Genomic DNA, 22360 nt, shown 5'->3' with positions numbered 1-22360 from the left:
TAAATCTCGGCTCCGCTTTCTGCTACAATCCCCACCCCGTTCGAAGATTGAGCAAGACTCCCATGCGTTTAAACCCTGGCCAACAACAAGCCGTCGAATTCGTCACCGGACCGTGCCTGGTGCTGGCGGGCGCCGGTTCCGGTAAGACCCGCGTTATTACGAATAAAATCGCCCACCTGATCCGCGGCTGCGGCTATCAGGCGCGCCATATCGCGGCCGTGACCTTTACCAACAAAGCCGCGCGCGAGATGAAAGAGCGCGTTGGGCAAACGCTGGGGCGCAAAGAGGCGCGTGGGCTGATGATTTCCACCTTCCACACTTTGGGGCTGGATATCATTAAGCGCGAATACGCTGCGCTGGGTATGAAGTCTAACTTTTCCTTATTCGACGATACCGACCAGGTGGCGCTGCTTAAGGAACTGACCGAAGGGTTGATCGAAGATGACAAAGTGGTGCTTCAGCAGCTGATCTCGACGATCTCCAACTGGAAAAACGATCTAAAAACCCCGGCGCAGGCCGCCGCTGGCGCGAAAGGCGAACGGGATCGTATTTTCGCCCACTGCTATGGGCTATACGACGCGCACATGAAGGCCTGCAATGTCCTCGATTTTGACGATCTGATCCTGCTGCCAACGCTGCTGCTGCAGCGCAACGAGGAGGTGCGCGAGCGCTGGCAAAATAAGATCCGCTACCTGCTGGTGGATGAGTATCAGGATACCAATACCAGCCAGTATGAGCTGGTGAAACTGCTGGTGGGTCAGCGGGCGCGCTTTACCGTGGTGGGCGATGACGACCAGTCGATCTACTCCTGGCGCGGCGCGCGGCCGCAGAACCTGGTGCTGCTCAGCCAGGACTTCCCGGCGCTGCAGGTGATCAAGCTTGAGCAGAACTACCGCTCATCCGGGCGTATTCTGAAAGCCGCCAACATTTTGATCGCTAATAACCCTCACGTCTTTGAAAAGCGGCTGTTCTCCGAACTGGGATATGGCGCAGAGCTGAAAGTGCTCTCCGCCAACAATGAAGATCATGAAGCGGAGCGCGTGGCCGGGGAGCTGATCGCCCACCACTTCATTAATAAAACCAATTACAAAGACTACGCGATCCTTTATCGCGGCAATCACCAGTCGCGGGTCTTTGAAAAGATGCTGATGCAGAACCGCATCCCGTACAAAATCTCCGGCGGCACGTCGTTCTTTTCGCGTCCGGAAATTAAAGATCTGCTGGCCTATCTGCGCGTGCTGACCAACCCGGACGACGACAGCGCCTTCCTGCGTATCGTCAACACGCCGAAGCGCGAGATCGGCCCGGCGACGCTGCAAAAGCTCGGTGAGTGGGCAATGGGCCGCAACAAAGGCTTGTTCACCGCCAGCTTTGATATGGGTCTCAGCCAGACGCTGACCGGGCGCGGCTATGAATCTCTCACCCGCTTCACCCACTGGCTACGCGAGATCCAGCAGCTGGCCGAACGCGAGCCGGTCAACGCCGTGCGCGATTTGATTCGCGGGATCGACTACGAATCCTGGCTGTATGAAACCTCGCCCAGCCCGAAAGCCGCGGAAATGCGCATGAAAAACGTCAACCAGCTGTTTACCTGGATGACCGAGATGCTGGAAGGCAGCGAAATCGATGAGCCGATGACCCTGACCCAGGTGGTCACCCGCTTTACCCTGCGCGACATGATGGAGCGCGGCGAATCGGATGAAGAGCTGGATCAGGTGCAGCTGATGACTCTCCATGCGTCAAAGGGGCTGGAGTTCCCCTACGTTTATCTGGTGGGAATGGAAGAGGGATTGCTGCCGCACCAAAGCAGCATTGATGAAGATAACGTCGATGAAGAGCGCCGCCTGGCCTACGTTGGCATCACCCGTGCGCAGAAAGAGCTGACCTTTACGCTCTGTAAGGAGCGCCGGCAATATGGCGAGCTGGTGCGTCCTGAACCGAGTCGTTTTCTGCTGGAGCTACCTCAGGACGACCTTATCTGGGAGCAGGCACGCAAAACCATTACGCCTGAAGAGCGGATGCAAAAAGGCCAGGCCAACGTCGCTAATATTCGGGCGATGCTGGCAAAGGCGAAAAAAGCTTAGCGTCTCAGGCGATAAACTGCTGCCAGGCGGCGGAGAAGGGCATCACCAGTATTAGCGAGGGCAGCATATTGGCGGTAGGGAAGGCACGGATCCCGCACAGACGGAAACCGGTCGCCAGCATAATGATACCGCCGCAGGCGGTGAAATCGGCGATCATCGACGGATTGATTAACGCTATGATAAAGGTTGCCGCGAAAAACAGGATAACGAAAACAATCAGCTGGGGAATAAAGATCACGGTGATGATATACCCCAGCGTGGAGGCGAAAATCGCGGCAGTAAAAAAGTCGAGGATCGACTTGGTCAGCAGAATTGTCGGGTCGCCGGTCATCCCTTCGGTTAAGGCGCCGAAGATGCCGGTACCGCTGGCGCAGAACAGGATCAGCACGGCGATAAACTGATTCATAAAATCTTCCGCACCGACGCTGGCGCTGGACTGCGCCGGAAAGATACGTTCAATGGGGCTGCGCAGCGTTGTTCCGGCTCGTTCAATCCATTTTTCAATATTCAACAGGCCGCCGATAATAATAGCCAGGGCAATCGGCGGCAGGTTATGCAATTTATTGACAAAGAATATGCCCATACTGATTGAGATCAGTCCGGCGATCAACGGTAAGGTTTTTTTGAAATGTTCCGGAATAAAACGATTCAGTGAAGCGCCCGCCAGCGCACCAACGAGAAGCGAGCCGCTACAGACAAATATACCTATAGCCATAATTTATTTTCCCTAATAAAAATCAGGGCCTGAATATACAGGCCCTGAAATATTTAAATTAATTATTTAATGTTAAATACGCGGCTGGCATTACCCCAGGCGATTTTCTCTTTCAGGCCTGCTTCAAGTTCTAAAGGATCAAACCAGTCGCAGGCCTGATGAATATCTTCATACGGATAATCGACAGAGAACATCACGCGATCGGCGCCCATGACTTCAATAGCATTATTCAGTGAATGGGTATTGAAATGGCCGCTGGTGGTAACGATGAAGTTATTCTGCAGGTAGTGCATTAACGGTTTTTCCGCTTTACCCAGACCGCAGCCGAAACGCTGACGATAAAGACGATGTTGAGTGCGCGGCAGCATATGTACCAGCCCTTCGCCGAGGTGACCCAGCACCAGATTGAGGTTAGGATAACGATCGAACAGACCGCTCATCATCAGACGAATAGCATGCACTGCCGTTTCCTGAGCGAAGCCCCAGGCAGAGCCGATCAGGCTTTCGTAACCGGTATAGATGCCGCGCGCCGGGCCTTCCAGCGGTTCACGAGGATGCAGATAGACAGGCACGTTCAGCTCGTTGACCTTATCCCAGAATACCAGCATGGATTCGTCATCAAGATACAGGCCATGCTCGCTATCTTTAACGTTGGTGTAGCCGTTGATCAGCGCACCTTTCATGCCTAACTTTTTCACGGCGCGCTCCAGCTCTTCCGCCGCGGCTTCCGGGTTCTGCAATGCCAGGGTGGCGAAGGCGCTGAATTTGTCCGGATTTGGCTTAACATAATTCTCAACGATAAAATCGTTGGTATCGCGGGCAAAAGAGACGGCTTTGGCTTTATCTAAAATAGACTGGGCGCCAGGTGAAGTCAGAGAAAGAATTACATGATCAATATGACGCTGCGCCATTTCTTCCAGCTGAATGCTGCGATCCAGCAGGCGGCGTTCAACATCTTTCATATATTCTGTGCCGTTACGACCTGCTTCACCAGATGAATCCCACAGACGGTTATTTTCAGGAGTGGATACGTGTTCTTCTAAAGCAATTTTTCCGCGCATGATATTTTCCTTGCGATATGAGTCAGTGTGGCTTGATGCGAGGAGAATAAAAGCTTTCACGTATTACCAGCAATAAACCAAACGTAATAGGGGTTATTAATAAAACCAATACACGGGCGTATTTTGTTACTTAAATTTTAATAGAAGTACTCTGCTGTGCGGGATCGGCAAGCGTAGCGATCAGCGAGCGTAGCCAGATATGTCCGGGATCGCGGTGCAGCCGCTGATGCCAGACCTGACGGATGGCGATTTTGGCGAGGGGAAAAGGCAGCGGCCAGCTGCGGCAGGGATAGCGCCGGGTGATATGCCGCGCCACCTGTTCCGGGACGACGGCAATCATATCGCTTTCGGCCACCAGCTCACCGGTACCTAAAAAGCTTGGTAACGTTAGCGCAATGCGCCGGGGCATGTGGTGCTCATCAAGCAGCTTATCCATATCGCCATGGGCAGTTCCCTCCACGCGGATCGCCAGATGCTTTTCCTGGCGCCAGTCTTCGGCGCGGAGCTGTGCACGAATGCGAGGATGGTTTTCCGCAGCCAGGCAGACATATGATTGATCGAAGAGATGTTGCTGGTAGACGCTTTCCGGAAGCTGCGTCAGATAGCCGATCGCGAGATCGCATTTCCCGGATTCGAGGGCGTTGAGGGTCTGCTCATCCAGATTCTGCACCGTAAAGGTGATCCCGTCCGCCGCCTGCTGCTGGAGCGCAATTTGCAATAAAGGCAGCAGCGTCATTTGGCTGATATCGGTCATACCGATCGTAAAATTACGCTGGCTCTGCTGGGGAAGAAATTCAGGTTTGACCGCTAAATCGTTATCGACAAGCTGGAGAAGAGTCGAGATGGTGGGGGCGATCGCGTCCGCTCGCGGCGTCGGGATCATCCGCTGCCCGACCCGGACAAACAGCGGGTCAGCAAAATGATCTCGTAGTTTTTTCAGCAAAAGGCTGCCGGTGGGCTGGCTGATATCGAGCGCGTCCGCTGCTGGGGAAACATTGCCCAAGCGGTAGAGCGCAGAGAAAAAGCGTAGCGATTTGAAATCCAGTTCTTCCCGCATCCGCCCTCCTGGCTGGATATTATTTCAGCGTATCGCCGCTGGCGACCCGAAGTATCCAGTGGACGTAGCTTTGCCACTGACACTCCTGATCGACCATCTCCCGACCCAGCGGATGTTCATCCAGCCAGTTTCCCGGCAATATCAGCGTCAGTTGTTCGTCTTGAGCGGTCAGCTGAATGGCGGGCAACAGATCGTCGCGCCGCCGGCTGGCAAACAGGATTGCCAGTCGCAGCAGACGACACAGATGCTCAGCCACCCGCGGTGGGACGGCATTCTGTTGATGAAGCGAAGAGAGGTCGATAGCGTTAGTCTGGTTAAGGAGCAGCGTGGCAATCAGCTTCTTCTGCGCCGGGGTAAAGCCCGGCAGGTCGAGGTTATTGACCAGATAGGCGGCGTGCTGCGGCGCGCGCTTAAAATCCACGCTCAGCCCAATCTCATGCAGCGCACAGGCGCTAAGGAGTAAATCACGGCTTAGCGGATCCAGCTCCCAGCTGCCATCCAACTGACTGAGCAGATGACTGGCAAGGCCGCCGACGCGCTGGGCCTGTTCGGTGTCGATCATAAAACGACGCTGAATATTACGCAGCGTGCGGCTGCGGATGTCCTGCTCAACGGAGAGATGCAGCATGCCGTACACCAGGCCTTCGCGTAACGCGCCGCCCGCGAGGGTCATACACTGAATATTCAGTTCGCTGAAGATAGCGATCAGGATCGCCAGCCCGCTAGGAAACACCAGCGCCCGCTCAAGGGTTAAGCCTTCGATCTCCAGCTCTTCCAGACGTCCGCACTGGATAGCGCGCTGTTTAAGCTGCTGGAGTTTGGCGAGGGTGATTCGTTCATCCATCCCCTGCGCCATCATAATTTCCTGCAGAGCCTGAACGGTGCCGGAGGCGCCAACGCACACTTTCCATCCGTGATAGCGCAGCACATCGGCGACGGGCAGTAGCACCTCGCGCGCAGCCGCTTCGGCGAGATCGAAATTCTCTTTCGTCAGACTACGGTCGGCAAAATAGCGTTCAAGCCAAGTCACACAGCCCATCGACAGGCTAAACAGCGAGGTTGTTTGTGCGCCGGTCCCGGTCACCAGCTCGGTGCTGGCGCCGCCGATATCGACCACCAGGCGCTGATCGGCGCCGCCGGTGGTGTGGGCGACACCCTGGTAAATCAGGCGCGCTTCTTCTTCGCCGCTGATCACTTGCACTGGAGTGCCGAGGATCTCCTGCGCTTTCGCCAGAAACTCTCCCGCATTGACGGCAAGACGCAGCGTGGCGGTGGCCACGACGCGGATTTGCGTCGGCGGAATATCCTGCAGGCGCTCGGCAAACAGGCGTAAGCACTGCCAGCCCCGTTCCATCGCTTCTGCGGAGAGGGTGTTGTCGCTATTCAGGCCGGCGGCCAGTCGAACCTTACGCTTAATGCGGCTCAGCGTCTGGATGCTGCCCGCCACCTCGCGCACCACCAACATATGGAAACTATTGGAGCCCAAATCAATGGCGGCATATAGCGAGGTGGAGCTCATACTCTTCATCGTTCAGAAGGCTCCCTGGTCGGCGGGGCGCTTAGGCCCGATCCACATCACTGAGCGGGTCGCCAGAGGAAGGTCGCCCTGGCAGATTCTGAATGACTGAGCGTATGGCATAGATCTCTTAACCTGAACGACGACGATTGCGCGGTGGACCGTTACGGCGCGGGCCGTTGCCTGGGCGCGCACGGGTCAGACGCAGCGGCTTAGGCAGGTCGGTCATCAGCGCGTCCGGGTTGTACTTACTGACCGGAATTGAGTGACCAATATAGGTTTCGATCGCCGGCAGATTCAGCGCATACTCTTCGCAGGCGAGGCTAATGGAGTGACCGCTGGCGCCAGCGCGACCGGTACGGCCGATGCGGTGAACGTAATCTTCGCAGTCGTCCGGCAGATCGTAGTTAAAGACGTGAGTCACGGCCGGAATATGTAAGCCACGGGCGGCAACATCGGTCGCGACCAGAATATCGAGGTCGCCGCGGGTAAATTCTTCGAGAATGCGCAGACGTTTTTTCTGCGCCACGTCGCCGGTCAGCAGACCTACGCGATGGCCGTCGGCGGCGAGATGGCCCCAGATATCTTCGCAGCGGTGCTTGGTATTGGCGAAAACGATGGCGCGATCGGGCCACTCTTCTTCCAGCAGCGTCTGCAGCAGGCGCATTTTTTCTTCGTTGGACGGGTAGAAGAGCTCTTCTTTAATACGGTGGCCTGTCTTCTGTTCCGGCTCGACTTCAACGTACTCGGCGTTATTCATTTGTTCGAACGCCAGTTCGCGGACGCGATAAGAAAGGGTCGCGGAGAACAGCATGTTCAGGCGCTGAGTGGCCGGCGGCATGCGGCGGAACAGCCAGCGGATATCTTTAATAAAGCCGAGATCGTACATGCGATCGGCTTCGTCCAGCACGACAACCTGAATGGCGCCGAGGTTAATGTGGTTCTGCTTCGCGTAATCGATCAGACGACCAGTGGTACCGATTAGAATATCGACGCCGCTTTCCAGCACTTTCAACTGCTTATCGTAGCCGTCGCCGCCGTAAGCCAGACCCAGCTTCAGACCGGTGGCCTGCGCCAGTGGCTCAGCGTCGGCGTGGATCTGTACCGCCAGTTCACGCGTCGGCGCCATAATCAGCGCGCGCGGTTGGTTAACCTGGCGATCGGCGATAGCCGGGTGAGAGAGAAGATAATGAAACGTTGACGTCAGGAACGCCATCGTTTTACCGGTACCGGTTTGCGCCTGCCCGGCGACATCGCGGCCTTCCAGCGTCAGCGGAAGGGCGAGGGCCTGAATGGGTGTGCAATTATGAAACCCTTTCTTTTCAAGGGCTTCAATGACTGCCGGGTGCAGGGCGAAGTCGGAAAACTTCTGTTCTGTTAAATGTGTTTTGCTCATAGTGTGGTAGAATATCAGCTAACTATTGCATTAAGAAAGCGTATCCGGTGAAATAACGTCAACCTTTCGTTGGCGGTGTACGAAATTATTCAAGGTACGTCTACGGTAACTGAACGAATCCAGGATAGCTTAGACTACTAAGCGAGTCGGGAGCGATAAATCTGCAGCATGCAGTTCGCGTTCGGGCACCCTGGCGTCAACAGGCGAGTCCATGATGGATTGCGCCAGTTGGCAGGCCAGAGAATTGAGGTATCCTGAAGAATAGCGTGCATAACGTAGCCGCAGCGCGTCGTTGATGGCTACGACACCAACACACCAGGCTTATTCCTGTGGAGTTAAATATGAGCGACAAAATTATTCACCTGACTGACGACAGTTTTGACACGGACGTACTCAAGGCTGACGGGCTGACCCTCGTCGATTTCTGGGCAGAGTGGTGTGGTCCGTGCAAAATGATCGCCCCGATTCTGGATGAGATCGCTGAAGAGTATCAGGGCAAACTGACCGTAGCTAAGCTGAACATTGACCAGAACCCGGGCACTGCGCCGAAATACGGCATTCGCGGTATCCCAACCCTGCTGCTGTTTAAAAACGGCGAAGTGGCGGCCACTAAAGTTGGCGCACTGTCCAAGGGTCAGCTGAAAGAGTTCCTCGACGCTAACCTGGCGTAAGCGAATTGCTGTTCCGGCGTCCAGATTCCTATTTTTTGCGGAACTCTGGACGCCCGGCTGGAGTCGTGCTAAGTTAATCCACAGACTTCGTTTTAAACATACCTTGTTTGAATCTTGTTTTACCCGAAGCATCCCGCATAAATGCGCGTGAAGCTAATAATTCCGGGCTTTTCACTCATTCCGTCTAGTCGTTTCAGTTCTGCGTTCTTTCCTGTGACCAGGCAACGTACAGACACGAGATGAAGGCCGTTAACAGGCATGGAAGTTCCTGCCATACCATTCACAACATTAAGTTCGAGATTTACCCCGAGTTTAAGAACCCACACCACTATGAATCTTACCGAATTAAAGAATACGCCGGTTTCTGAGCTGATTACTCTCGGCGAAAATATGGGGCTGGAAAACCTGGCTCGTATGCGTAAGCAGGATATTATTTTTGCCATCCTCAAGCAGCATTCGAAGAGTGGCGAAGATATCTTTGGCGACGGCGTACTGGAGATACTGCAGGATGGATTTGGATTCCTCCGCTCCGCAGACAGCTCCTACCTCGCCGGCCCTGACGACATCTACGTATCCCCCAGCCAAATCCGCCGTTTCAACCTCCGCACTGGTGACACCATTTCCGGTAAGATTCGTCCTCCGAAAGAGGGTGAACGTTACTTTGCGCTGCTGAAAGTTAACGAAGTTAACTACGACAAGCCGGAAAACGCGCGTAACAAGATCCTGTTCGAGAACTTAACGCCGCTGCACGCGAACTCTCGCCTGCGTATGGAGCGTGGTAACGGTTCTACCGAAGACTTAACCGCTCGCGTACTGGATCTGGCCTCCCCGATTGGCCGCGGCCAGCGTGGCCTCATCGTCGCGCCGCCGAAAGCCGGTAAAACCATGCTGCTGCAGAACATCGCGCAGAGCATCGCATACAACCACCCGGACTGTGTCCTGATGGTACTGCTGATCGACGAACGTCCGGAAGAAGTGACCGAGATGCAGCGTCTGGTGAAAGGTGAAGTGGTTGCTTCCACCTTTGACGAGCCGGCATCCCGTCACGTGCAGGTTGCCGAGATGGTTATTGAGAAAGCGAAACGTCTGGTTGAACACAAGAAAGACGTTATCATCCTGCTCGACTCTATTACCCGTCTGGCGCGTGCCTACAACACCGTGGTTCCGGCTTCCGGTAAAGTGTTGACCGGTGGTGTGGACGCCAACGCCCTGCACCGTCCGAAGCGTTTCTTTGGTGCGGCACGTAACGTCGAGGAGGGCGGTAGCCTGACCATCATCGCCACGGCGCTGATCGACACCGGTTCCAAAATGGACGAAGTTATCTACGAAGAGTTTAAAGGCACCGGTAACATGGAACTGCACCTCTCTCGTAAGATTGCTGAAAAACGCGTCTTCCCGGCTATCGACTACAACCGTTCCGGTACCCGTAAAGAAGAGCTGCTTACCACTCAGGAAGAGCTGCAGAAAATGTGGATCCTGCGCAAAATTATCCATCCGATGGGTGAGATTGATGCGATGGAATTCCTCATCAATAAGCTGGCAATGACCAAGACGAATGATGACTTCTTCGATATGATGAAGCGCTCGTAAGGTAAAAAAAGCCAAAAACGCCACGCCTTTGCGTGGCGTTTTCATTTTGGGGTTTGTATGATCCAGAGACAGAGAAAGCGGGACGAAAGTTGTCGTATAATGGCGCCGGATAGCAGGCGGAGACAGCTTTAACAGACTAAAATCTATACAATAAATTTGTAATGTTCTGCTTTTCCCCTTCTGGAGTTGGGGCATCATCGCTATACTTCCCGGATTAACTATGCTGAGAGCACATGCGTTGTGAATTTACTCACTGCTATTACTGAATTAATCAGTATTTTCTTATTCACGACCCTCTTTATTTTTGTCGCGCGGAAAGTGGCAAAAAAGATCGGGTTAGTGGATAAACCCAACTATCGCAAACGGCATCAGGGGTTGATTCCGTTGGTCGGTGGTATCTCAGTTTATGCAGGTATCTGTTTCACTTTCGCCATCGCCGATTATTATATTCCTCACGCCTCGCTGTATCTGGCCTGCGCGGGGGTATTGGTGCTGGTTGGCGCGCTTGACGATCGCTTCGACATCAGCGTGAAAATTCGCGCGGTCATTCAGGCCGCGATCGCCGTGATTATGATGATGGCAGGGAATCTGCATCTGAGTAGTTTGGGCTTTATTTTTGGCTCGTGGGAACTGGTGCTGGGGCCCTTCGGCTTCTTCCTGACGCTGTTTGCCGTCTGGGCCGCTATCAATGCGTTCAACATGGTCGATGGTATCGACGGCCTGCTCGGCGGACTGTCATCGGTCTCTTTTGCGGCGACCGGGATTATCCTTTGGTTTGATGGTCAGTACAGCCTGGCGATGTGGTGTTTCGCGATGATCGCCGCCATTCTACCCTATATTCTTCTCAATCTTGGCGCCCTCGGCCGCCGCTATAAAGTCTTTATGGGTGACGCCGGCAGCACGATGATTGGCTTCACCATCATCTGGATCCTGCTGGAAACCACGCAAGGTAAAACGCATCCCATTAGCCCGGTGACCGCGCTGTGGATTATCGCTATCCCGCTGATGGACATGGTGGCGATTATGTATCGCCGCCTGCGCAAAGGCATGAGTCCTTTCTCACCGGACCGTCAGCATATTCATCATTTGATCATGCGCGCCGGGTTTACTTCCCGCCAGGCGTTTGTCCTGATTACCCTGGCCGCCGCCCTGCTGGCGCTGGTTGGCGTCGTGGCGGAGTACACCCGCATTGTGCCGGAATGGGTGATGTTAATTCTCTTTTTGGTAGCCTTCTTTCTTTATGGCTACTGTATTAAGCGCGCCTGGAAAGTGGCGCGCCTGGTTAAGCGCATCAGACGCAGAATTCGGCGACACAGCGGCAATAATCCGAAACTAACCAAGTAGAGCTGGGGATGTGATGACTCAACCATTACCGGGAGCACAAGCAGTGAACGTTGAGAACGAGCTGGATATTCGCGGGCTGTTTCGCGCTTTATGGGCAGGAAAAGGCTGGATAGTCGGCGGCGCCGTACTCTTCGCCGCCATCGTGCTGGTGTACACCTTCTTTGCTCGCCAGGAGTGGAGCGCCACGGCGATCACCGATCGGCCTACTGTCAATATGTTGGGGGGATACTATTCCCAACAGCAGTTCTTACGCAATCTGGACATTAAAGCCGACCTCGCCTCGGTCGACCAGCCTTCCGCCATGGATGAAGCGTATAAAGAGTTCATCATGCAGCTGGCCTCCTGGGATACCCGGCGCGATTTCTGGCTGCAAACGGACTACTACAAGCAGCGTCAGTCGGGTAATGCCCGCGCTGATGCGGCGATGCTGGATGACCTGATTAACAATATCCAGTTTATGCCAGGCGATGCGGCCAAGAGCATTAACGACAGCGTCAAACTGACCGCCGAGACCGGGCAGGATGCCAATAATCTGTTGCGTCAGTATGTGGCCTTCGCCAGCCAGCGGGCGGCAGGCCATCTTAACGACGAACTTAAAGGCGCCTGGGCGGCGCGGACGGTGCAGATGAAGGCGCAGGTGAAGCGCCAGGAAGAGGTGGCCGAGGCCATCTTCAACCGCCGGACGCACAGCGTGGAGCAGGCGCTGAAGGTGGCTCAGCAGCACAATATTTCACGTAGCGAAACGGATGTTCCTGCCGATCAGTTGCCGGATTCAGAGCTATTTTTATTGGGCAGGCCGATGCTGCAGGCCAGGCTGGAAAACCTGCAGGCCGTCGGGCCGGAATATGACCTCGATTACGACCAGAACCGCGCCATGCTGAGCACGTTGAACGTCGGTCCAACGTTAGATCCGCGTTTTCAGACTTACCGGTATTTGCGGACGCCGGAAGAACCTGTAAAACGCGATAGCCCGCGCCGTGTATTTCTGATGGTGATGTGGGGGATTGTGGGTGCGCTCATCGGCGCAGGCGTGGCGTTATCGCGTCGTCGTGTCCTGTGATTGCGGCCTGTGGTGAAGGGCAGATGACCTTCATCGCCTAATCGAAGAGAATCGATGTGAAAGTACTAACTGTATTTGGCACGAGGCCGGAAGCCATCAAGATGGCGCCTCTGGTCCATGCGCTGGCAAAGGATCCTCATTTTGAGGCGAAAGTATGCGTGACCGCGCAGCATCGGGAGATGCTCGATCAGGTGTTGAAACTTTTCTCTATTGTCCCGGACTACGATCTCAACATCATGAAGCCGGGGCAGGGGCTGACCGAGATCACCTGTCGCATCCTTGAAGGGCTGAAGCCGGTGCTGGAGTCGTTTAAACCCGACGTGGTGCTGGTGCATGGCGATACCACCACCACCATGGCGGCGAGCCTGGCGGCGTTTTACCAGCGGATACCGGTGGGTCACGTAGAGGCCGGCCTGCGCACCGGCGATTTAAGTTCGCCGTGGCCGGAAGAAGGCAACCGTACGTTGACCGGCCATCTGGCGACATACCATTTCGCCCCCACGGAAACCTCGCGGCAGAACCTGCTGCGGGAAAATATTGCCGACAGTCGGATCACGGTCACCGGGAATACGGTCATTGACGCCCTGTTCTGGGTGCGGGATCGGGTGCTGGGTGATGAAGCGCTACGGGAGACCCTGCTGCAGCGCTATCCTTTCATCAGCCACGGTAAAAAGATGATTCTGGTTACCGGCCACCGGCGGGAAAGCTTTGGGCTCGGTTTTGAACAGATCTGCCAGGCGCTGGCCGAGATAGCCCATACCCACCCTGAGGTGCAGATTGTCTATCCGGTTCACCTGAATCCTAATGTCAGCGAGCCGGTGAATCGTATTCTTGGTCATATTGACAATGTGATGTTGATTGAACCGCAGGATTACCTGCCGTTCGTCTGGCTGATGGATCGCGCCTGGCTGATCCTGACCGATTCCGGCGGCATTCAGGAAGAGGCCCCCTCGCTGGGTAAGCCGGTGCTGGTCATGCGCGATATGACCGAACGTCCGGAAGCGGTGGCCGCCGGCACCGTGTGTCTGGTGGGCACCGACAGCCAGCGCATCGTCGCGGAAGTGACGCGACTGCTGGAGGATGATGCTGCATACCAGGCGATGAGCCGCGCGCATAATCCCTATGGCGATGGCGAAGCATGTCGTCGCATTTTGTCTGCACTTAAAAATAATCAGGTAACGCTATGAGTTTTTCTACCATTTCAGTGATTGGCCTTGGCTATATCGGGCTGCCAACCGCTGCCGCGTTCGCCTCCCGGCAGAAGCGGGTGGTCGGCGTTGATGTTAATCAACATGCCGTGGAGACCATTAACCGTGGAGAGATTCATATCGTGGAGCCAGATCTGGCGAGCGTGGTGAAGACCGCGGTCGAGCAGGGGTATTTAAGCGCCACCACCACTCCGGTGGAGGCGGATGCTTACCTGATTGCCGTGCCGACGCCGTTTAAAGATCGCCACGAGCCGGATATGGTGTTTGTCGAGTCGGCCGCCAAATCCATTGCGCCGACGTTAAAGAAAGGGTCGCTGGTGATCCTCGAGTCCACCTCACCGGTCGGGTCGACCGAACAGATGGCCGAGTGGCTGGCGGAGATGCGCCCGGATCTTAGCTTCCCCCAGCAGGTGGGTGAAGCGGCGGACGTGAATATCGCCTACTGCCCGGAGCGGGTATTGCCCGGTCAGGTGATGGTCGAGCTGATTAAAAACGACCGTGTTATCGGCGGCATGTCGCCGGTCTGCTCCGCTCGCGCCAGCGAGCTGTATAAAATCTTCCTTGAAGGCGAATGCGTGGTGACCAACTCGCGCACCGCCGAGATGTGCAAGCTGACGGAAAACAGCTTCCGCGACGTCAACATCGCTTTTGCCAACGAACTGTCGCTGATTTGCGCCGACCAGGGGATTAACGTCTGGGAGCTGATCCGCCTGGCGAACCGCCATCCGCGCGTCAATATCCTGCAGCCGGGCCCGGGTGTTGGCGGCCACTGTATCGCCGTCGACCCATGGTTTATCGTGGCGCAAAACCCGCAGCAGGCGCGTCTGATCCGCACCGCTCGCGAGGTCAACGACCACAAGCCGGAATGGGTTATCGAACAGGTGAAAGCGCAGGTGGCGGACTGCCTGAATGCCACCAACAAGCGGGCCAGCGAACTGACGATCGCCTGTTTTGGCCTCGCTTTTAAACCGAATATTGACGACCTGCGCGAAAGTCCGGCGATGGAAATTGCCGCGCAGATTGCCCGCTGGCACAGCGGCACGACCCAGGTGGTTGAGCCCAACATTCACGCGCTGCCGAAGAAACTCGATGGACTGTGTACGCTGGCGACCCTTGAGGCGGCGCTGGCCAGCGCCGATGTGCTGGTGATGCTGGTCGATCACAATGAATTTAAAGCCGTTAGCGGCGATAGCGTCACCCAGGCGTTTATCGTCGACACCAAAGGAGTGTGGCGGTGAGAACCATTCTGGTCACCGGCGGCGCGGGCTTCATTGGTTCGGCGGTAGTGCGGGAGATTATCCAGCACACCGCCGATCGCGTGGTGGTGGTGGATAAACTGACCTACGCCGGCAATTTAATGTCGCTGGCGCCGGTGGCGCAGGATGCGCGTTTCGCCTTTGAACAGGTGGATATCTGCGACCGCGCCGAGCTGGATCGCATTTTTCGTCAGCATCAACCGGATACGGTGATGCACCTGGCGGCGGAAAGCCATGTCGATCGTTCGATTGACGGCCCGGCGGCGTTTATCGAGACCAATATCGTGGGCACCTATACGCTGCTGGAGGCGGCCCGTAGCTGGTGGAATACCCTGGCTACGGCGCAAAAATCGGCGTTTCGCTTCCATCACATCTCCACCGATGAAGTGTATGGCGATCTGCACGGCAGCGATGATTTCTTTACCGAGACCACGCCCTATGCGCCAAGCAGCCCCTATTCGGCTTCGAAAGCCAGCAGCGACCACCTGGTGCGCGCCTGGCTGCGAACCTACGGCCTGCCGACGCTTATCACCAACTGCTCAAATAACTACGGCCCGTATCACTTTCCCGAGAAGCTGATCCCGCTGACGATCCTTAACGCGCTGGCGGGCAAGCCGCTGCCGGTGTATGGCAATGGACAACAGATCCGCGACTGGCTGTACGTGGAAGATCACGCCAGAGCGCTGTATCTGGTGGCGACCCGCGGCGAACCGGGCGAAACTTACAATATCGGCGGTCATAACGAACGTAAAAATATCGAGGTGGTGGAAACCATTTGTCAGCTGCTGGAAGAGCTGGCGCCGGATAAGCCGCAGGGCGTGGCGCACTATCGCGATCTGATCGCCTTCGTTGCCGATCGTCCGGGCCACGATCTGCGCTATGCCATTGATGCCTCGAAGATTGCCCGCGAGCTGGGCTGGACGCCGGCAGAGACTTTCACCTCCGGTATGCGTAAGACCGTGGCGTGGTATCTGGCGAACGAGGCCTGGTGGCGTCAGGTTCAGGACGGAAGCTATCAGGGCGAGCGTCTTGGGCTGCAAAGCTAATCATCTCTGGGGGGAATGATGAAAGGTATTATTCTGGCGGGCGGTTCCGGAACGCGGCTACATCCCATCACCCGCGGCGTATCGAAGCAGCTGTTGCCGATCTACGATAAGCCGATGATCTACTACCCGCTGTCGGTATTAATGCTGGCCGGGATCCGTGAGATCCTGATTATCACCACGCCGGACGACCTACGTGATTTCCAGCGCCTGCTCGGCGATGGCTCAGAGTTTGGCATTGCGCTGCACTATGCCGTACAGCCGACGCCGGATGGTTTAGCCCAGGCGTTTATCATCGGCGAAGCCTTTCTTAACGGCGAACCGGCGTGTCTGGTGTTAGGCGACAATATCTTCTTCGGCCAAAGCTTTAGCCCGAAGCTGCGCAGCGTCGCTGCCCGCACGGAAGGGGCGACGATTTTTGGCTATCAGGTGATGGATCCTGAGCGCTTTGGCGTGGTGGAGTTTGATGATAACTTCCGTGCGCTATCGCTGGAAGAGAAGCCGAAGCAGCCGAAGTCGAACTGGGCGGTCACCGGTCTCTATTTCTACGATGGCAAGGTGACGGAGTATGCCAAACGGGTCAAACCATCCGAGCGCGGCGAGCTGGAAATCACCTCCATCAACCAGATGTATCTGGAGGATGGCGCATTGACCGTCGAACTGCTTGGACGCGGCTTTGCCTGGCTGGACACCGGCACCCACGATAGCCTGATCGAGGCCAGCATGTTCGTGCAGACCGTCGAGAAGCGCCAGGGCTTTAAAATCGCCTGTCTGGAAGAGATCGGCTGGCGTAACGGCTGGCTGGACGACGACGGCGTCAAACGTGCGGCGAAGCGGCTGGAAAAAACCGGCTACGGCCAATATCTGCTGGATCTGCTCCGTGCCCGTCCGCGCCAGTATTGACCCCCTGGAGTGGGAGAACCGCTTCTTTGCCGTGAACAGCGCGATCGTGCGCTTTGACGAGCACGCGCCGCGGCTGACGCCTGAGGCGCTGGCGGGGTGGTCGCGAGTGCAGGCGAAGATCGCCGCCAGCGACACCGTCCGGCTGGACGCGCTGCAGCGGCTGGGTTTTCAGCTGGTGGAAGGTGAGGTCGATCTGGCGCTGCCGGTGGGCAGCCCTGCAGATGCCGGCGCAGACGTCGCCGTGGAAGCGGATATTGCGCCGCTGCGCGAGCAGGCGGCGCAGGCATTTGCCATGAGCCGCTTTCGCGCGCCCTGGTACGCTGCCGACGCTAGCGGCCGCTTCTATGCCCAGTGGATTGAAAATGCGGTGCGCGGCACCTTCGATCATCAGTGCCTGATTTACCGCCATCCTGAGGGCGATATTCGCGCCTTTGTCTCCCTGCGGCAGATCACTGCGACCGAAGCGCGTATCGGCCTGCTGGCCGGACGCGGCGCCGGGGCGCAGTTGATGCAGGCGGCGCGGTACTGGGCCGCCTCGCGCGGACTTTCTATACTGCGGGTGGCGACCCAGATGGGCAACACCGCCGCGCTTAAACGTTATATTCTCAGCGGTGCTAACGTGGAAAGCACCGCCTACTGGCTATACAGGTGACCCCCATGATCCCATTTAACGCGCCGCCGGTGGTTGGAACCGAGCTTGATTACATGCAGTCTGCGATGAACAGCGGCAAGCTGTGCGGCGACGGCGGCTTTACGCGCCGCTGCCAGCAGTGGATGGAGCAGCGATTTGGCACGGCAAAAGCGCTACTGACCCCTTCCTGCACGGCTTCGCTGGAGATGGCCGCGCTGCTGCTGGATATCCAGCCGGGCGACGAAGTGATTATGCCCAGCTATACCTTTGTCTCCACCGCCAACGCCTTTGTGCTGCGCGGGGCGAAAATCGTCTTCGTTGATATCCGTCGCGATACGATGAATATCGACGAAACGCTCATCGAAGCCGCCATCACCGATAAAACCCGGGCGATTGTCCCGGTGCATTATGCCGGCGTAGCTTGCGAGATGGACACCATCATGGCCATCGCCGACAAATACAACCTGTTTGTGGTGGAAGACGCCGCACAGGGGGTGATGTCCACCTACAAGGGGCGCGCGCTGGGCACCATCGGCCATATCGGCTGCTTCAGCTTCCATGAAACCAAAAACTACACCGCCGGCGGTGAGGGCGGGGCGACGCTGATCAACGATCGCACGCTGGTGGAACGCGCGGAGATTATTCGCGAAAAAGGCACCAACCGCAGCCAGTTCTTTCGCGGCCTGGTGGATAAATATACCTGGCGGGACATTGGCTCCAGCTATCTGATGTCCGACCTGCAGGCCGCCTATCTGTGGGCGCAGCTGGAAGCGGCGGAGCGCATCAACCAGCAGCGCCTGGCCCTGTGGCAGAACTACTATGATGCGCTGCTGCCGCTGGCGCGCGCCGGGCGTATCGAACTGCCGACGGTTCCGGCCGACTGCGGGCAAAACGCGCACATGTTCTACATTAAGCTGCGTGATATCGAGGATCGCAGCAGACTGATCGCCTGGCTGAAAGAGGCGGAGATCCTCGCGGTATTCCATTACATTCCCCTGCACAGCTGCCCGGCAGGCGAACAGTTCGGCGAATTCCGCGGTGAAGACCGCTACACCACTCAGGAGAGCGAGCGTCTGGTACGCCTGCCGCTGTTTTACAATCTGTCTGTGGTGAACCAGCGGACGGTGATTAACTCGCTGCTGAGCTACTTCTCCTGATATGTCGTTAGCAAAAGCCTCACTGTGGACGGCGGCATCGACGCTGGTCAAAATCGGCGCCGGTCTGCTGGTCGTCAAGCTGCTGGCCGTCTCGTTTGGGCCGGCGGGCGTTGGCCAGGCCGGTAACTTCCGGCAACTGGTCACCGTACTCGGCGTGCTGGCCGGGGCCGGGATATTTAATGGCGTCACGAAGCTGGTGGCGCAGCATCACGACGATCCCCCGCGCCTGAAGCAGGTGGTGGGCACCTCGTCGGCGATGGTGCTTGGCTTTTCCACCCTGCTGGCGCTGGTATTTTTACTGGCGGCGGCGCCGATAAGCCAGGGGCTGTTCGGCCATACGCACTATCAGGGGCTGGTACGCCTGGTGGCGCTGGTGCAGATGGGGATCGCCTGGGCGAATTTCCTGCTGGCGCTGATGAAAGGCTTTCGCGATGCGGCGGGTAACGCCTTCTCGCTGATTGCCGGGAGCCTGATCGGCGTGGCGGCTTACTATGCTTGCTACGTGTTGGGAGGCTATCAGGGCGCGCTGCTGGGGCTGGCGTTAGTTCCAGCGCTGGTGGTGGTCCCGGCGGGTATTATGCTCTGGCGGCGGGGTAATATCCCGCTGAGCGCCCTGCGTCCGCGCTGGGATAACGGTCTGGCGGGACAGCTATCGAAATTTACCCTGATGGCGCTGATAACCTCGGTGACCCTGCCGGTAGCCTATGTGATGATGCGTAATCTGCTGGCGGCGCATTACGGCTGGGAGGCGGTCGGGATCTGGCAGGGGGTGAGCAGCATCTCCGATGCCTACCTGCAGTTTATTACCGCCTCGTTTAGCGTCTATCTGCTGCCGACGCTGTCGCGGCTGAGCGCCAAAACGGATATCACCCGCGAGATAGTCAAGTCGCTGAAATTCGTCCTGCCGGCAGTAGCGGCGGCGAGCCTGACGGTCTGGCTGCTGCGCGATTTTGCCATCTGGCTGCTGTTTTCCGATCGCTTTACCGCGATGCGTGACCTGTTCGCCTGGCAGCTGGTGGGCGACGTTTTAAAAGTAGGCGCCTACGTCTATGGCTATCTGGTGATCGCCAAAGCGTCGCTGCGTTTTTATATTCTGACGGAAATCAGCCAGTTCGCACTGCTGACCGCATTCTCACACTGGCTTATACCGTCGCACGGCGCGGTTGGCGCGGCGCAGGCATATATGGCCACTTATATTGTTTATTTCGCCCTTTGTAGTGGCGTGTTTTTACTCTGGCGTAAACGGGCATGACAGCACTGATACATGTACTGGGATCGGATATCCCGCATCATAACCAGACCGTACTGCGGTTCTTTAACGACGAACTGGCCGCCGACCCGCAGGCCCGGAGATTTATGATCGTCGGTGATGAGGCCAGCGTGCGTGATGGGTATCCGGCGCTGGACATCACCTGTTATCCGGGGAAAAAGGCGCTGGCGCAGGCAGTGATTGCTACCGCGAAAGCCAACCGCCAGCAGCGCTTTTTCTTCCACGGCCAGTTCAATACCGGGCTGTGGCTGGCGCTGTTGAGCGGTGGCATCCGCCCGTCGCAGTTTAACTGGCATATCTGGGGGGCGGATCTGTATGAAAATTCTGCCAGCCTGAAGTTTCGCCTGTTCTATCCGCTGCGCCGTATGGCGCAGGGGCGGGTAGGGCGCGTTTTCGCCACCCGCGGCGATCTCAGCTGGTTCGCTAACCGCCATCCGCGCGTCCCGGGCGAGCTGCTCTACTTCCCGACCCGTATGGATCCGGCGCTGAATACCCTGGCCGATAACGATCCGCGCGGTGATACCCTGACTATTCTGGTCGGCAACTCCGGGGATCGCAGCAATGAACATATTGCCGCGCTGAAGGCAATCCATCAGCAGTTTGGCGATACGGTAAACGTCATCGTGCCGATGGGCTATCCAGCGAAAAACGACGCCTATATCAATGAGGTTCGCGAGGCGGGGGCGGCGCTGTTTAGCGGTGAGCATCTGCAGATCCTCAGCGAGAAGCTGGAGTTTCATGATTATCTGGCGCTGCTGCGCCGCTGCGATCTGGGCTATTTTCTGTTTGCCCGCCAGCAGGGGATCGGCAGCCTGTGTCTGCTGATTCAGGCGGGCATCCCCTGCGTGCTCAATCGGGAAAACCCGTTCTGGCAGGATATGGCCGAGCAGCATGTGCCGGTGCTGTTCACCAGCGACGCGCTGGACGTCAGCGTGGTGCGCGAAGCGCAGCGTCAGCTGGCGAGCGTGGATAAATCCGCTATCGCCTTCTTCCGGCCGAACTATCTGACGGGCTGGCGGCGGGCGCTACGGTTAGCGGCGGAGGGGCAGGCATGACGTTAATGCAATTTAGCGGGCTGCTGGTGGTCTGGCTGCTGTCGACGCTGTTCATCGCCACCGCCACCTGGTTTGAGTTCCGTCGGGTACGCTTTAACTTCAACGTTTTTTTCTCGTTGCTGTTTCTGCTGACCTTTTTCTTCGGCTTCCCGCTGACCAGTATTCTGGTGTTCCGCTTTGACGTCAGCGTGGCGCCGCCGGAGATTTTGCTGCAGACGCTGCTGATCGCGGTGTGCTTCTACGTAGTCTACTACGTGACCTATAAAACGCGGCTGCGTTCGGCATCGCGTGAGGTTGCGCATCGCCCGCTGTTTACCATGAACCGGGTGGAAACCCATCTGGCGTGGGGCATTTTGATGGGGCTGGCGCTGCTGTGCGTCGGCATCTTCTTCGCCCACAATGGTTTCCTGCTGTTTAAGCTCAACTCCTACAGCCAGATTTTCTCTGCTGAAGTGTCCGGCGTGGCGTTGAAGCGCTTCTTTTACTTCTTTATTCCGGCGATGCTGGTGGTCTATTTTCTGCGCCAGGATTATAAGGCATGGATCTTCTTCCTCGTCAGCACGGTGGCCTTTGGTTTGCTGACCTACGCCATCGTCGGCGGGACGCGCGCCAATATCATCATCGCCTTCGCCATCTTTCTGTTCATCGGTATTATCCGCGGCTGGATCAGCCTGTGGATGCTGGCGGCGGCGGGTGTGCTGGGTATTGTCGGCATGTTCTGGCTGGCGCTGAAGCGCTACGGGATGAACGTCAGCGGCGACGAAGCGTTTTATACCTTTCTGTATCTCACGCGCGACACCTTCTCACCGTGGGAGAACCTGGCGCTGTTGCTGCAGAACTACGACAAGATCGATTTCCAGGGTCTGGCGCCGATGATCCGCGACTTCTACGTCTTTATCCCCAGCTGGCTGTGGCACGGTCGCCCGACGATGGTGCTCAATACCGCCAACTACTTTACCTGGGAAGTATTAAACAACCATTCGGGGCTGGCGATCTCGCCGACGCTGATTGGCTCGCTGGTGGTGATGGGCGGCGTCTGGTTCGTACCGCTGGGCGCCGTGGCGGTAGGGTTGATTATTAAATGGTTCGACTGGCTGTATGAGCTGGGCAACCGGGAGAGCAATCGCTATAAAGCGGCTATCCTGCACAGTTTCTGTTTCGGCGCTATCTTCAACATGATAGTGCTGGCGCGCGAGGGGCTGGATTCGTTCGGCTCCCGCGTGGTGTTTTTCCTCGTGATCTTTGGTATCTGCTTGCTGGCGGCGAAACTGCTGTACTGGTTCCTGGATAGCGTGGGACTGATTCATAAGCGCGTAAAACCGCTTTCGCAACCGCAAGTCTGA

General features: G+C 56.8%; 19 protein-coding genes. 14 read left to right on the top strand and 5 right to left on the bottom strand.

From position 1 onward, the window contains the following. Positions 1-62: 62 nt before the first annotated feature. Entirely contained in the window at positions 63-2084 is a 2022-nt protein-coding gene (gene rep, locus ACR809_RS24745) for a DNA helicase Rep (protein WP_004181641.1), read from the top strand. Between the two features lie 4 nt (positions 2085-2088). Here rep and ACR809_RS24740 read toward each other — a convergent pair whose 3' ends face one another. From ACR809_RS24740 to rhlB, 5 genes are all read right to left on the bottom strand, one after another. Beyond that, complete coding sequence (locus tag ACR809_RS24740; RefSeq protein ID WP_122051627.1) at positions 2089-2799, bottom strand: DUF554 domain-containing protein; 711 nt, start codon at positions 2797-2799, stop codon at positions 2089-2091. A 62-nt stretch (positions 2800-2861) separates the two neighbouring features. Further along, positions 2862-3860, bottom strand: a complete 999-nt coding sequence (locus tag ACR809_RS24735) for an amidohydrolase family protein (protein ID WP_004181642.1) — start codon at positions 3858-3860, stop codon at positions 2862-2864. A 130-nt stretch (positions 3861-3990) separates the two neighbouring features. Continuing rightward, positions 3991-4917 carry a LysR family transcriptional regulator gene (locus ACR809_RS24730; RefSeq protein WP_004177951.1) on the bottom strand — a complete coding sequence of 309 codons (927 nt, stop codon included), beginning with the start codon at positions 4915-4917 and terminating at the stop codon, positions 3991-3993. A 19-nt stretch (positions 4918-4936) separates the two neighbouring features. Next, on the bottom strand, positions 4937-6445 hold the full coding sequence (gene gppA, locus ACR809_RS24725; protein WP_004150419.1) for a guanosine-5'-triphosphate,3'-diphosphate diphosphatase: 1509 nt from the start codon (positions 6443-6445) through the stop codon (positions 4937-4939). A 118-nt stretch (positions 6446-6563) separates the two neighbouring features. Continuing rightward, on the bottom strand, positions 6564-7829 hold the full coding sequence (gene rhlB, locus ACR809_RS24720; protein WP_002883222.1) for an ATP-dependent RNA helicase RhlB: 1266 nt from the start codon (positions 7827-7829) through the stop codon (positions 6564-6566). A 341-nt stretch (positions 7830-8170) separates the two neighbouring features. Here rhlB and trxA point away from each other — a divergent pair, with 341 nt between their 5' ends. From trxA to wzyE, 13 genes are all read left to right on the top strand, one after another. Beyond that, on the top strand, positions 8171-8500 hold the full coding sequence (gene trxA, locus ACR809_RS24715) for a thioredoxin TrxA (protein WP_002883224.1): 330 nt from the start codon (positions 8171-8173) through the stop codon (positions 8498-8500). Positions 8501-8830: 330 nt separating this feature from the next. Next, entirely contained in the window at positions 8831-10090 is a 1260-nt protein-coding gene (rho, locus tag ACR809_RS24710; protein WP_002883293.1) for a transcription termination factor Rho, read from the top strand. 240 nt (positions 10091-10330) lie between these two features. After that, the gene (wecA, locus tag ACR809_RS24705) at positions 10331-11434 is read left to right on the top strand and encodes a UDP-N-acetylglucosamine--undecaprenyl-phosphate N-acetylglucosaminephosphotransferase (RefSeq protein ID WP_002883295.1); all 1104 of its coding nucleotides are present in this window, start codon (positions 10331-10333) and stop codon (positions 11432-11434) included. Positions 11435-11447: 13 nt separating this feature from the next. After that, on the top strand, positions 11448-12494 hold the full coding sequence (wzzE, locus tag ACR809_RS24700; protein WP_002883296.1) for an ECA polysaccharide chain length modulation protein: 1047 nt from the start codon (positions 11448-11450) through the stop codon (positions 12492-12494). Positions 12495-12550: 56 nt separating this feature from the next. Continuing rightward, positions 12551-13681: a non-hydrolyzing UDP-N-acetylglucosamine 2-epimerase gene (gene wecB / locus ACR809_RS24695; protein ID WP_002883297.1), complete on the top strand. Its 1131-nt coding sequence runs from the start codon at positions 12551-12553 to the stop codon at positions 13679-13681. After that, the gene (gene wecC / locus ACR809_RS24690) at positions 13678-14940 is read left to right on the top strand and encodes a UDP-N-acetyl-D-mannosamine dehydrogenase (protein ID WP_002883302.1); all 1263 of its coding nucleotides are present in this window, start codon (positions 13678-13680) and stop codon (positions 14938-14940) included. The genes wecB and wecC overlap by 4 nt, the downstream gene beginning before the upstream one ends. Further along, on the top strand, positions 14937-16004 hold the full coding sequence (gene rffG / locus ACR809_RS24685) for a dTDP-glucose 4,6-dehydratase (protein ID WP_002883303.1): 1068 nt from the start codon (positions 14937-14939) through the stop codon (positions 16002-16004). Before wecC ends, rffG begins: the two co-directional genes overlap by 4 nt. Before the next feature lie 18 nt (positions 16005-16022). Continuing rightward, on the top strand, positions 16023-16904 hold the full coding sequence (rfbA, locus tag ACR809_RS24680; RefSeq protein ID WP_002883307.1) for a glucose-1-phosphate thymidylyltransferase RfbA: 882 nt from the start codon (positions 16023-16025) through the stop codon (positions 16902-16904). Continuing rightward, positions 16882-17556, top strand: coding sequence for a dTDP-4-amino-4,6-dideoxy-D-galactose acyltransferase (gene rffC / locus ACR809_RS24675; protein ID WP_122051626.1), 675 nt, complete (start codon positions 16882-16884; stop codon positions 17554-17556). Before rfbA ends, rffC begins: the two co-directional genes overlap by 23 nt. A 5-nt stretch (positions 17557-17561) precedes the next feature. Next, complete coding sequence (rffA, locus tag ACR809_RS24670) at positions 17562-18692, top strand: dTDP-4-amino-4,6-dideoxygalactose transaminase (RefSeq protein ID WP_002883310.1); 1131 nt, start codon at positions 17562-17564, stop codon at positions 18690-18692. 1 nt (position 18693) lies between these two features. After that, positions 18694-19944 (top strand): lipid III flippase WzxE, encoded by a 1251-nt coding sequence (wzxE, locus tag ACR809_RS24665; protein ID WP_122051625.1) that lies wholly within the window; start codon positions 18694-18696, stop codon positions 19942-19944. After that, positions 19941-21017, top strand: coding sequence for a TDP-N-acetylfucosamine:lipid II N-acetylfucosaminyltransferase (locus tag ACR809_RS24660; protein WP_122051624.1), 1077 nt, complete (start codon positions 19941-19943; stop codon positions 21015-21017). The genes wzxE and ACR809_RS24660 overlap by 4 nt, the downstream gene beginning before the upstream one ends. Continuing rightward, the gene (gene wzyE / locus ACR809_RS24655) at positions 21014-22360 is read left to right on the top strand and encodes an ECA oligosaccharide polymerase (RefSeq protein WP_122051623.1); all 1347 of its coding nucleotides are present in this window, start codon (positions 21014-21016) and stop codon (positions 22358-22360) included. The genes ACR809_RS24660 and wzyE overlap by 4 nt, the downstream gene beginning before the upstream one ends.

The sequence above is a fragment of the Klebsiella sp. CD33 genome (genome assembly GCF_051992865.1).
Taxonomy (GTDB): domain Bacteria; phylum Pseudomonadota; class Gammaproteobacteria; order Enterobacterales; family Enterobacteriaceae; genus Klebsiella; species Klebsiella pneumoniae.
The sequence above is the reverse complement of the archived record's forward strand: the minus strand, read 5'-3'. Positions and strand labels throughout refer to the sequence as shown.